The sequence below is a fragment of the Mucilaginibacter daejeonensis genome (genome assembly GCF_020783335.1).
Lineage (GTDB): Bacteria > Bacteroidota > Bacteroidia > Sphingobacteriales > Sphingobacteriaceae > Mucilaginibacter > Mucilaginibacter daejeonensis.
On record NZ_CP086068.1, the window covers coordinates 1596232 to 1608801 of the forward strand.

At 48.4% G+C, this 12570-nt stretch carries 12 protein-coding genes; 7 read left to right on the forward strand and 5 right to left on the reverse strand.

What is annotated here, in order from left to right:
* Entirely contained in the window at positions 1 to 477 is a 477-nt protein-coding gene (locus LLH06_RS06895) for a deoxycytidylate deaminase (RefSeq protein WP_228172531.1), read from the forward strand.
* Here LLH06_RS06895 and cmk read toward each other — a convergent pair.
* On the reverse strand, positions 467 to 1144 hold the full coding sequence (gene cmk, locus LLH06_RS06900) for a (d)CMP kinase (protein ID WP_228172532.1): 678 nt from the start codon (positions 1142 to 1144) through the stop codon (positions 467 to 469). The genes LLH06_RS06895 and cmk overlap by 11 nt on opposite strands.
* A 109-nt stretch (positions 1145 to 1253) precedes the next feature.
* Here cmk and arfB point away from each other — a divergent pair, with 109 nt between their 5' ends.
* Positions 1254 to 1658: an alternative ribosome rescue aminoacyl-tRNA hydrolase ArfB gene (arfB, locus tag LLH06_RS06905; protein WP_228172533.1), complete on the forward strand. Its 405-nt coding sequence runs from the start codon at positions 1254 to 1256 to the stop codon at positions 1656 to 1658.
* A gap of 1 nt (position 1659) precedes the next feature.
* On the opposite strand, the gene LLH06_RS06910 is transcribed toward arfB, so the two are convergent.
* Together LLH06_RS06910 and lon are read right to left on the reverse strand one after the other, a co-directional pair.
* A complete protein-coding gene (locus tag LLH06_RS06910; RefSeq protein ID WP_228172534.1) occupies positions 1660 to 2676 on the reverse strand; it encodes a lipid A deacylase LpxR family protein in 1017 nt (338 codons plus the stop codon).
* A 188-nt stretch (positions 2677 to 2864) separates the two neighbouring features.
* Complete coding sequence (lon, locus tag LLH06_RS06915) at positions 2865 to 5348, reverse strand: endopeptidase La (protein WP_228172535.1); 2484 nt, start codon at positions 5346 to 5348, stop codon at positions 2865 to 2867.
* Positions 5349 to 5759: 411 nt separating this feature from the next.
* On the opposite strand from lon, the gene LLH06_RS06920 reads away from it, so the two are divergent.
* Entirely contained in the window at positions 5760 to 6347 is a 588-nt protein-coding gene (locus LLH06_RS06920) for a tetratricopeptide repeat protein (protein WP_228172536.1), read from the forward strand.
* Positions 6348 to 7165: 818 nt separating this feature from the next.
* On the opposite strand, the gene LLH06_RS06925 is transcribed toward LLH06_RS06920, so the two are convergent.
* Positions 7166 to 7720, reverse strand: coding sequence for a hypothetical protein (locus LLH06_RS06925; RefSeq protein WP_228172537.1), 555 nt, complete (start codon positions 7718 to 7720; stop codon positions 7166 to 7168).
* Positions 7707 to 9227 (reverse strand): 2,3-bisphosphoglycerate-independent phosphoglycerate mutase, encoded by a 1521-nt coding sequence (gpmI, locus tag LLH06_RS06930; protein ID WP_228172538.1) that lies wholly within the window; start codon positions 9225 to 9227, stop codon positions 7707 to 7709. Before gpmI ends, LLH06_RS06925 begins: the two co-directional genes overlap by 14 nt.
* A gap of 187 nt (positions 9228 to 9414) precedes the next feature.
* Between gpmI and nadC the strand changes: the two genes are divergently transcribed.
* Genes nadC through LLH06_RS06950 form a run of 4 tightly spaced genes read left to right on the forward strand, consistent with a single transcriptional unit; the run spans position 9415 to position 12542 of the window.
* Positions 9415 to 10263 carry a carboxylating nicotinate-nucleotide diphosphorylase gene (gene nadC, locus LLH06_RS06935; protein ID WP_228172539.1) on the forward strand — a complete coding sequence of 283 codons (849 nt, stop codon included), beginning with the start codon at positions 9415 to 9417 and terminating at the stop codon, positions 10261 to 10263.
* A 40-nt stretch (positions 10264 to 10303) separates the two neighbouring features.
* Entirely contained in the window at positions 10304 to 10951 is a 648-nt protein-coding gene (gene plsY, locus LLH06_RS06940) for a glycerol-3-phosphate 1-O-acyltransferase PlsY (protein WP_228172540.1), read from the forward strand.
* 7 nt (positions 10952 to 10958) lie between these two features.
* Positions 10959 to 11759, forward strand: coding sequence for a M48 family metallopeptidase (locus tag LLH06_RS06945; protein ID WP_228172541.1), 801 nt, complete (start codon positions 10959 to 10961; stop codon positions 11757 to 11759).
* Between the two features lie 51 nt (positions 11760 to 11810).
* Positions 11811 to 12542 carry a YqjF family protein gene (locus LLH06_RS06950; protein WP_228172542.1) on the forward strand — a complete coding sequence of 244 codons (732 nt, stop codon included), beginning with the start codon at positions 11811 to 11813 and terminating at the stop codon, positions 12540 to 12542.
* Positions 12543 to 12570 lie beyond the last annotated feature (28 nt).

Consider the following 12570-nt stretch of genomic DNA (forward strand, 5'->3'; position numbering starts at 1 on the left):
ATGAGTAAACTATCGTTCGATCAAATATTCATGAACCTGGCCAATGACCTGGCCAAACGCTCGCACTGTGTTAAAGCGCAGGTGGGAGCGGTGTTAACTAAAGATACCCGTATCATATCGGTGGGCTATAATGGCCCACCGGCTGGTACCCACAATTGCGACGAGGAATGGCCAGAGACCGGCTGCCCGCGCGATGCCCGGGGCAGCTGCTCATTAGCCCTGCATGCCGAGGAGAACACCATACTGTATGCAGTAAAGAACGGTGCCCGTTTAGAAGGGGCTACCATGTACACCACGCTATCGCCATGCCTGCCTTGTGCAAGGCTCATCTATTCGGCCGGTATAACTAAGGTGTATTACGAGCATTCATATGCTCAGTACAAAGATTTGGTGAGCGATGAAGGCGTCGACTTCCTGAACCGTTTTGGGGTAGAAGCCATCAAATTTGAGCCCGAGGGCGATACCGTTACTTTTTAAGGAACGGCTCGATCTTGCTCAGGGCAAAGGCTAATTGCTCGTCAGGGGTAAGGTTGGTGTTATCTAAAATGATCGCATCTTCGGCACGCACCAGGGGGCTTTCCTTGCGGGTGGTGTCGGCATAATCACGATGGGCCAAATTCTCAAATACATCCTCTAAAGTGATATCCGGGTTCTTGGGGGCTAACTCTTTGTAGCGACGTTCGGCGCGGATCTTAGGGTCGGCGGTCATGAATAGTTTTACCTGTGCATGCGGGAATACTGCCGTACCGATGTCGCGGCCATCCATGATCACATTTTTAGAGCGGCTCATTCGCTGCTGCTGGGCCACCATCTCCTTACGTACCTCGCGTATGGCCGATACGGCGCTAACGTTCTCCGACACGGGCATCAAACGGATCTCGTCCGATACTTCTTCATCATTGAGGGTAATGTGGGTCTCGTAATCACGTGAGTGAAAGTTAAGGTGGATGTTCTGCAAGGCCTCATGCACCTGCTCCTCGTTGTTCACATCGATCTTATTGCGTAAAAAATACAAGGTAACGGCACGGTACATGGCCCCGCTATCAACGTAAATGAAATGAAGTTTTTTAGCTAAGGCCTTGGCCAGGGTACTTTTTCCGCACGACGAGTAACCGTCAATTGCCACTACAATGTTTTTGCTCATGGTGGCCCAAATTTACAAAAATGAACCCACATTGCCGCGCGCCGGGCGGGTTGTTGAAAAATGTACGCTGTATCACAGCTGTGTACTTTTTTAGTTTTAGTTTTGACAAATGGAATTCAACAAAGCTGCGCTGCAACGGGAGGTGATCTACAAGACCTCGCGCAGCAGTGGCAAAGGCGGGCAAAATGTGAACAAGGTATCTACCAAGGTGGAACTGCTGTTCGATATACGGTCGTCGCTTTTGTTTGATGATGAACAGAAGGAGCTGCTCGCCGCCAAACTACAAAGCCGCCTCAACCGCGACGGACTTGTGCAAGTGGTGTGCGAGGAGGAGCGAAGCCAATTGCTGAACAAAGAACGCGCGATCGATAAGCTGACGAGCCTGCTGTCAGGTACCTTGCATCGCCCTAAGGTACGCAAACCTACCAAGGTGAGCAGGCAGGCCAAAGCACGCCGGCTCGAACAAAAGCGCCTGCTATCGGTGAAGAAGCAGCTGCGCCGCGGCGACATTTAGTTTAATTTTTCATCCTGACCGGTCGGCCGCCTTTCGGGTCGGTCACATCGAAACGGTTCTTGTGCGAGTTGAAACGGTACAGCAGGGTGATCGAACCCCATGCATGGCTGTTGTACACTTGTGTCTTCACCTCTTTGCCACGCAGGTTAGCGGCCAGGCCAACCACAAATCGTGAGGAAGCGAACGCCGCACCGATCTGGTGCGTTAATACCACAGGCTCGGGTTCGCTGGTGATCTGTCTTGGGTCATTCTCCTTTTTTAATAGGTTGCCTTGCACGGTAACATCATAAGCTACGTAGTTGATTATGGGCTGGTAGTAGGCGAAAAGCTCGAAGTTGTGGAGCGGTGCTATGCTGTTCTTGGTAGCAGTAGCTTGTGTACTTACCGAGTTGAACAGGTGGTTGATTGCACCTGCCCTTAATAACACCCCTGCACCAGCACCATTGAAGCCGGTACCGCCGTTAGCATAACCGCTAAAGGTAAGATCGCCCCACGCATTAGGGCGCACGATCAGCTTATTGTAATCAACACGCAGGTTGATCTGCGGACTGTTCTTGATCTGGTTTTGCCAGCCATTAAGTTTGTAAAAGCCAAAGGTATTGTGGATCACTTCCTGCGCTTGTTTGCCTTGTGCCGATGGGCCGACCACACCCACCTGAACACCGACCTTCAAATTGCTTTGATCACGGTACAGGTAATTGATATTGACGCCTGCGTACAGGTAACCGGCGAAAGGACGGTCGATATAAGTGGAGTCGGGCACGTAGCCGCTTTGCGGGTTGAAGATCTTTTGCCCCACCTCTATCCCTAACACCTTATTGGCCAGTTTGGGATTCCTGAAGTCCATACCCTTTCTGAAAAAAAGGAAAAGTCCGTTGGTGTAATACCGATCAACGCCCTGGCCCAGGAACGAATCGTTATCCGACTGAAAACCGATCTCCATAGTGCGGTTCTGTGCAAGCAAGGGCAGGGTAGTGGCACTCATCAGCGCCACAAGTATCAATAGTTTGAACTTCATTTTTTTGGACAGGACTTTTAGACGGCTAATGTAACAAAAAGCGACAGTATAAGTTTGTGCGATCGAGTGATGATGCGCGGGGCGAATGGGCCCACCTCTGACCCCTCTCGGAGGGGAAGCAGAACAAACATCAATTAACAAAAAAGCCACCTTGAAAGGTGGCTTGTATACGTTGCGTTGTTATCGGCTTACTCGACCATTGTGATCACCGGTCTCTCTTCCAGGCGGATGCTCAGATCTAAGGGTTCATCAACCAACTCGTTAAGCAGGGCCAGGTCGATCACCTCACGCATTTCCTTGACGTAGTGGAACTGCAGGTCCTTAATGTAGTCTTCCTTGATCTCGAGGATGTCCTTCTGATTGCTTTGGCACAAAATGATCTGCTTGATATTGGCGCGTTTGGCAGCCAGTATCTTCTCTTTGATACCACCAACCGGCAGCACGCGGCCGCGTAGGGTGATCTCGCCGGTCATGGCCAAATTAGGGCGAACTTTACGTTGGGTAAAGGCCGAGGTAAGCGCCGTTAACATGGTGATACCTGCCGATGGACCATCCTTAGGGGTGGCACCTGCCGGTACGTGCACGTGAATATCCCAATGCTCGAACAGTTTATGATCGATGTTAAATTGGGCAGCATGCGCACGCAAATAAGCTAACGCGATGGTGGCCGATTCTTTCATCACATCACCCAAACTACCAGTGAGCGTTAAGCGGCCCTTGCCGGGGCTCAGGCTGGCCTCAATGAACAATATATCACCACCTACCTGGGTCCAGGCCAGGCCGGTCACTACACCGGCCACGTGGTTGCCCTCGTACAGGTCTTTGTCAAATATAGGGGCGCCTAAAAAGCGTTCCACGTCCTTTTTACTTACGGTGGGGTTGTATTCCTCTTCCAAAGCGATGCTTTTGGCTATGCCACGCACTACCGAGCCTACCTGTTTCTCCAGGTTACGCACGCCCGATTCGCGGGTATAATCCTCGATCACCTTTTCCATCACATCGTTCTTGATCACCACGTCCTTAGGTTTTACACCATGGGCCTCGCGCTGCTTAGGCAGCAAATGCTGCTTGGCGATCTCGATCTTCTCTTCAATGGTGTAACCATTCACCTCTATGATCTCCATACGATCCAACAGGGCAGGCTGTATGGTGCTCAAAGAGTTGGCCGTAGCGATGAACATCACGTTAGACAGGTCAAAGTCCAGTTCTACGTAATGATCATAGAACGAGCTGTTCTGTTCAGGGTCCAGCACCTCCAAAAGGGCCGATGACGGATCGCCACGGAAATCGTTACCCACCTTATCGATCTCGTCAAGAATGAACACCGGGTTAGCGGCTCCAGCCTTTTTGATCGACTGGATAATGCGGCCCGGCATAGCGCCGATGTATGTTTTACGGTGACCGCGTATCTCGGCTTCATCGCGTACGCCACCTAAGGCCATGCGCACATACTTACGGCCCAAAGCTTTGGCTATCGATTTACCTAATGATGTTTTACCAACCCCCGGAGGACCTACCAAACAAAGGATAGGTGCCTTCATATTGTGTTTAAGCTTCAGCACCGCCAAATACTCAATGATGCGGCGCTTCACTTTGTCCAGGCCAAAGTGGTCCTTATCCAAGGTCTTTTGAGCGCGTTTGAGGTCAAAGTTATCTTTGGTGAACTCGCTCCATGGCAGGTCAAGCAGTAATTCCAGGTAGTTGATCTGCACCGAATAATCGGCCGCGGCCGGGTTGATGCGCTGTAGCTTCTCTAACTCTTTATTGAAATGCTCACTTACTTGCTTGCTCCATTTCTTTTTTAACGAACGGGTGCGCAGGTTCTCGATCTCGAGGTCGGGCGTATTGCCACCCAGCTCTTCCTGTATGGTCTTGAGCTGTTGGTTCAAAAAGTAATCGCGCTGCTGTTTGTCAAGGTCGGTGCGTACCTTGGTCTGGATCTGGTTCTTAAGCTCCAGCATTTGCAGATCAGTGGTCAAATGCTCCAGCACGATACGGGCACGATCGCGTACGCTTGGGGTTTCCAGCAAACGTTGTTTGGCCGCCATGTCGGCGTTCATGTTAGAGGCAATGAAATTGATCAGGAACGAGGTGCTCTCGATATTACGGATAGCGATACCGGCCTCGCTCGGGATATTGGGCGATAGCTGGATAATGCTCATGGCCATATCCTTTACCGAGGATACCATGGCCTTGAATTCTTTATCTTCTTTAACAGGCTGCTCGCTGAACGGCTCAATGCTGGCGCGCAGGTAAGGTGAGCTTTGCAGTTCTTCCTTTAGCACAAAGCGCTTTTTGCCTTGAAGGATAACGGTAGTGTTACCATCAGGCATTTGCAGCATCTTCACGATGATGGCCGTAGTGCCTATGCTGTGTAACTGGTCAAATTCAGGATCTTCAAGGTTGGGGTCCAACTGGGCCACCACGCCGATCAGGCGCTCGCCTTTGTTGGCATCCTTGATCAGTTTGATAGATTTATCGCGGCCAACGGTTATAGGGATCACTACGCCCGGGAACAATACGGTGTTGCGCAGTGGTAATATGGACAATACTTCAGGAACTTGCTCATTGTTCATCTCCTCCTCATCCTCTGATGACATGAGCGGAAAGAACTCTGAGTCCTCATTGATCATTGGTAGTACATTTTTTGGATCGAACAGATCGTAACTCATCAAATACCCTTTCTAAATATGATACGGTGGCAAAAACGTCATGTTGTCAGTCATTATGACCGCAACGGCTTGATGCAACGGCAAAAATACATTTTAAACTTCAACCACACTTAAATTCAATAGCCATGCCAATAACGGTGGTAGTGACACATTTCCATTGATCCATATGGCCAACGAAAATTTATTTCCAATTATTGGTTATATGGTGGCAATGCTTTAATATTGCCTTTAACGCACTCAGCCGCATACAGTTCGTGTTTTTGCTTAGCGTGCATCCAAAAGTATATCATAAAGTTTTGAACATTTGTTATTCAACATACAATAAACGTTAGGCTAATAAGTTAATGTATTTGTTGGTTAGATAGCAACGATCTGTATTCAATGATGAGACTGTCGGTCATATTATCGTTTTTGATCATTTCAACCGTAGAGAGTTCGGCACAAAATGCCTATGTGAAGTTGGGCTATCAGGCCATGATGGACAAGGACTTCAAGACCGCGGTACGTCAGCTGGAAAAGGCCTGCATGGTCGATTCCAACAGCACCAACGCACTCTGGATGCTCGGTTACTCTTACTTTCATTCTGGTAATTTCAAAAGATCGGTAGGGGCCTATACCCGCGTGATCAACATTGACAAGACCAATCGCGAAGCTTATTATTTCAGGGCCATAGCCCGCCTCAATATGGCTAAGGATCAGCTGCTGGCCGGTAATGACCGTGAGAAGTGCATGCTGGGCGCCATCAATGACCTGAACAAGGCTATCCTCATCAAACCGGAGGATAGCTACTTCCAGAACCGTGGCCTGGCCTACAAGGAGTACGCGGCATTGAAAATGAAGGCCGCGGGCTCGTACGACAAAACTGCTGTAGCATCGGCCCTCAAAGCAGCCATTGCCGATTTCGAAAAGTTATTATCATCCAACCCAAGCCGTACCGACATCGCCTCCCTGCTTGATGTATCGAAAGAGAAACTGGCTACTGTGGTAGGTCATCACTAAGAGGTCGAGGCAAGAGCACCATTACCAAAATTTCCGATCCCCTTATTTAACTCGTCCCAGCGATCAGAAGGGATGCTGTTTGCGCGCGTTACAAGTGTTACACCGATGTAACAAAATTCCCCAACTTTCCTCACTTTTTGGCGTTGCGAAAATCGTAAAAACCAAGAAATTTCAAGAAAAAGCTGCAAAAAACCGGAATGTAACACCAAATGTAACACTGTTTTAGTCGAATGTAACACTTAGATGTCCGTTACAAATGTCGTGAATGGTCCGGTTCGGGCTTGCTATTTTAAGGTATTAGGAAATCAATACGAACAGGTTTTTCCGGAGATAGTAAATTATTGTAACTCGGCTTTACAGTTCTTCAAGATAACTGAGAATATTTTTCTTGCTACCCTCCTTTGATAAATTGTATGATAGGTAAAATAGCCAATTAGTAATGCAGCGATCATCAATCCTTGCGGAAATCCAAGAACGCCTATAGTGATGGGGATAATCAATATAAAAAACTCTGTCGCGTAATTTATATAATATTTGAATTTTAAAGTGTGTTGGTCAGAAGTGGTCAATTCAAATAGACCCTCGTCTATGTAATTGATATATTCATGCCTTGAAACAGGCTTGATGGTCCCCTCGAACCTAATAGATGTAGCTGTAAGGCTAATGACCTTGTAATTATTCTCGGTCAGAAGATCTTTAATGATGTCGATAATGTCGACGTCCTCTAATTTATTGGAACCTAAACGTTCCTCCAAAATAAAGCTTTGGCTTAGCAAAGGAGTCATATAAGAACATTTTAAGCTATTTAGAGCTCCTTCTTAGCGTATCACGCCACTGATCTCGTAAACGTTCTCGCCAAGCAGCCTTACCTTTTGCCACTTATTGATCACGTATAACGAATCTGGATACCAAATCAATCGTTCTGAATTGTTATAAAGGAGGTTGTGGGTGGCATTGTCGATAGCGATCTGGCTCACGTGACCATCTTGCTGGTGTATCACGATGCGGCGGGTATTCAGTTCATGCTGCAACGCGGTATAAACGGTGGAATCGCCTTTCTGCTCCGTGCTATAGCTTTGACGCCAGGCCGGTTTATTGATATCGGAGGATACGAAAGGCGCCAGCTCCTGCTCCCAGTTGATGGTGCTGATTGTTTTGGTCTGTTTGCCGGTGCGGTTGTGCTGTACCGTTTTGGTCACGCCGGCATTCCTACGCGCTAAACGCGATATATCGGCACTTACGTAGCCTTTCAGGTCAAAATACTTATTCTCTGAAGTGCTTTCATGTACATCCGGCCGGCAAGCTACCAAGCCGGATGCACATAATAACACGCTGCTTAGCAGCTTAAAATGTTTGGAACTATACCAATACATCCCCGGTCATGGCGGCTGGTATCTCTACACCCAGCATGGTCAATACGGTAGGGGCAATGTCGCCCAGCTTACCATCTTTAATGGTCGTAAGGTCTTTATCGATCAGGATGCAAGGCACCAGGTTAGTGGTATGCGCGGTGTTCGGCGAACCATCATCATTGATCATATAATCAGCATTGCCATGATCGGCAATGATGATGAATGAATAACCATTCTGTGTACCGGTCTCAACCAGTGTCTTCACACAGCTATCAACGGTCTCAGCAGCTTTTACCACCGCCTCGAACACGCCGGTATGACCAACCATATCGGTATTGGCAAAGTTAAGGCATATGAAATCGGCCCAGCCGCTTTGCAGTTCAGGTAAAATGGCATCACGGATACCTTCGGCGCTCATTTCGGGCTGCAGGTCATAAGTGGCCACCTTAGGTGAGGGAACCATCAGGCGTTTCTCATTATCAAATTCACGCTCACGACCACCTGAGAAGAAGAAGGTCACGTGCGGATATTTCTCGGTCTCCGCTATACGGATCTGATTCTTACCAGCGTTCTGCAATACCTCGCCCAGGGTTTGGGTCAGGTCCTCTTTATTGAAGATCACTTTAACGTTCTTAAAGGTCTCGTCATAAGGGGTCATGGTGATGTAGTGCAGCTGCAGGGCGTGCATGTTCTGCTCTGGGAAATCCTTTTGGCTAAGCGCCTGTGTGATCTCGCGGCCACGATCGGTGCGGAAGTTAAAGCAGATCACCACATCGCCGTCCTTAATGGTAGCGATCGGGTTATTATCGGCATCCACCCTCACGATCGGTTTAACGAACTCGTCGGTAACACCATCTGCATACGATTCACGGATAGCCTCGATCATGTTCATGGCGGGTGTACCGGTACCATTCACCATCAGGTCGTAAGCCAATTTTACACGCTCCCAGCGGTTATCGCGGTCCATAGCATAGTAACGACCGATGGCTGATGCCAGCTTTACTGGTTGTTGCGAAATAGCCAGTTCAAGATCAGTGATGTAAGTGATACCCGAGTTAGGGTCAGTATCACGACCATCTAAAAAGGCATGGATGAAAATGCGCTCCAAACCAAATTCGGTAGCGGCATCGCACAAGCCTTTCAGGTGTTTGGTATGTGAGTGTACACCTCCGTCAGACACCAGTCCGATGAAGTGCACATCTTTATTATTCTCTTTAGCATAGTCGAACGCCTCTTTCACTACAGCGTTCTGTGGTAGCTCGTGGTCATCGACCGCCTTGTGTATGCGGCCCAGTTCCTGGTACACGATGCGGCCGGCACCCAAATTCATGTGACCAACCTCTGAGTTGCCCATTTGCCCTTCAGGCAAACCCACGGCCGTACCCGAAGTTACCAGCTTGGAGTTTGGATACTTTTGCAGCATCTCGTCAAAAAATGGAGTGTTGGCCGTGTAAATGGCGTTCGATGCGTCCTGGCGGCCGTATCCCCAGCCGTCAAGTATAAGTAAGGCTATCTTTTTGTTTTCCACGTTGCAAATATAGTTTTTTGAGTGAGTTGTAACACAGCACGCGATCAGTAGTTGAGCCGGGATAGTGTCACAATTACGCTAACCGGCGCTTAATGCCTTTACACTATAAGTGTTACAACCAATTTCCCCAAGATCAAAACCAAATCCTCGTTAAATGTTTTACTTTTGACGCGTAAATATTGAAGTTTTGAATAAAGAGATCGTAGATGAACTGATCGTTCGCACGCTGGCCGAAGATGTTGGCGATGGCGACCATACCTCATTAGCCACCATACCTGGCGATACCCAAGGCAAGGCTCGTTTGCTGGTAAAGGATACCGGTGTGCTGGCCGGCGTTGAGTTGGCAGTAGAGATATTCAAGATCGTAAGCCCCGACCTGAAGGTGAACGTGCTGATGAACGATGGTGACCTGATCAAACCTGGGGATGTGGCACTTGAGGTAGAAGGCAGTGTACAATGCATCCTGCGTGCCGAGCGCTTGGTGTTGAACTGTATGCAACGCATGAGCGGTATAGCCACCAAGACCCGCCACATCATCGATTTACTGAAAGGTACCAATACTCGGGTATTGGACACCCGCAAGACCACCCCCGGCTTGCGTTACCTCGAGAAATGGGCAGTGCAGATCGGTGGGGGCGTGAACCATCGCTTCGGTCTATACGATATGATACTCATCAAAGACAATCATGTGGACTATTCGGGAGGCATACGCCAGGCCTTGCGCAATACGCACGAATACTTAAAAACCAACGGCAAGAAACTGCCGATCGAGATAGAGGTGCGTAACCTTGACGAACTGGAGCAGGTACTTGAGGTGGGCGGTGTGGACCGCATATTACTCGATAACTTTAGCCTATCTGACCTAAGCGAGGCAGTGAACATCGTATCTGGCCGTTACGCTACCGAGGCCTCGGGCGGTATCACCGAAGATAATATCAAAGACTATGCAGCTTGCGGTGTTGATTATATATCAGTTGGCGCTTTAACCCATTCGGTCAAAAGTTTAGACCTTAGTTTAAAGGCTGTTAAGCAATAAAGCCTGATTTTTATACCGATTTAAGTATACTTGTGGCAAAATGATAACGGTTTACTCTATCCTTGTGCTCATTCTGGCCTACCTTTTTGGCTCTATACCTACCGCGGTATGGATCGGTCAGGCATTTTATGGGATAGATGTACGCGAATACGGAAGCGGAAACGCCGGTGCCACCAATACTTTCAGGGTTTTAGGTAAGCAGGCTGGCATACCCGTCATGCTCATCGATATCTTAAAAGGGTGGACGGCCACCAATCTGGCCTATTTGTTGGGAACATCCACCATTGGTAATCATAATTCAGTAGCGTTCGTTAACCTGGAGCTTGCTTTGGGTATAGCGGCCGTAATGGGACACCTGTTCCCGATATTTGCGGGCTTTAGAGGCGGTAAAGGTGTAGCCACTTTGTTTGGAATGGTTTTGGCTATTAATCTTCAAGCTGCCTTGCTTTGCGTGCTTGTATTTATAATAGTGCTACTTATTACTAAATATGTATCATTAAGCTCCATGGTGGCCAGTTTTACATACTTAGCCGGAGTTACCGTAATATTTCCGGTGTATATAAGATCGGTCGTCATATATGCGATGTGTATATGTGTATTAATATTAGTTACGCACCAAAAAAATATCGAGCGTTTGTTGAAGGGCAAGGAGAGCAAAGTTAATTTGTTTAAAAGTAAAGTAGCCTGAATTATCTATGAGAATCACCAAACCTATTTTCGCGCTTATTGCAGCGTTCATTATCTCCTCATGCTCAACTGTGCCGCTAACCGGACGCAAGCAATTACTTGCTGTTAGCGATGCCCAGATCAACCAATCAGCAGCGGCAAGCTATCAACAATTATTAAGTGACCCAAAAACGAAAGTGATCAGCTCATCGGCTGATGCGCAGCGTGTGAAACGTGTTGGTTCACAATTGGCCTCAGCCATTGAGCGTTACCTGAAACAGAACGGTTACGGCGACCAGTACAATTTTAATTGGGAATTCAACCTGATCGATAGTAAGGAAGTGAATGCCTGGTGTATGCCTGGTGGTAAGGTAGCGGTATACAGTGGTATATTGCCTATCACCCGCGATGATGCCGGTTTAGCTACCGTAATGGGCCACGAGATCGGTCACGCCATTGCCCGCCACTCGGCAGAGCGTATCTCACAAGAGTATGTAGCACAAGGTATAGGCGCGGGTTTAGGCGTAGCTGCTGGCACCTCTAATAATAAATCATTGGGCATCGTCAACGCCCTGTATGGTGTGGGTAGCCAAGTTGCGCTATTGCACTACAGTCGTTCACAAGAAACAGAAGCCGATCGTTTAGGATTGACCTTTATGGCCATGGCCGGTTATGATCCTAACAATGCTGTTGCTTTTTGGCAACGTATGGCAGCTCAGAATAAAGGCGGCGCTCCGCCAGAGTTCCTGAGCACTCACCCAAGCGATGCTACCCGTATCCGCGACATACAGGCCCGCATACCAGAGGCAATGAAATATTACAGGAAATAACCTAAACAACCCCGCTCAAGCGGGGTTTGTTGTTTACTATCACACCTGTATATGCCCCATAACCGTTTCCTTCGCGCCGAATGGCGCGACCTGCTGATGCTGAACTACGAGGTAGACCCTGCAATTTTGCAGCCTTATCTACCCGCCTACACCGAGCTCGACCTTTGGGAAGGGAAGGCGCTGGTCAGTATGGTGGGGTTCATGTTCATGAATACTCGGGTACTGGGCGTAAAGTGGCCCGGGCATGTCAACTTCGAGGAAGTTAACCTCAGGTTCTATGTCCGTTACTTCGACGGTTCAGAATGGAAGAGGGGAGCGGTGTTCATAAGCGAGATCGTACCGAGGGTGTTCATCCCTTTGGTGGCCAATAGTTTGTATAACGAACACTATAAGGCCATGCCCATGCGTCATTCGGCGGTACCGGTGGCCAGTGGCAAAACAGAATATTTGTACGAATGGCGTTACAAAGGCAATTGGAATAAGCTTGGAGCTACGGTAAGTAACGCGTTCACTTCCATTGAGCCGGGCAGTGCCGAAGAGTTCATCTTTGAGCATTACTGGGGCTACAACCTCATCAATCCGGCCGTAACGCTCGAGTACGCGGTGGAGCACGTGCCCTGGCAGATCGCTGCCTGTACAGACCCTATTTTTACGGCCGACATAGGTGCGCTATATGGCGAGCGATTTATTCCATATCTCAAACAAGAACCAGTATCAACCTTTTTTGCGCGAGGATCAGATGTGACGGTCCGTATAGCACAAAAGATCAGGGCCAAGCCCTGATCTTTTGTTTTTTATGGGTATTAGATAC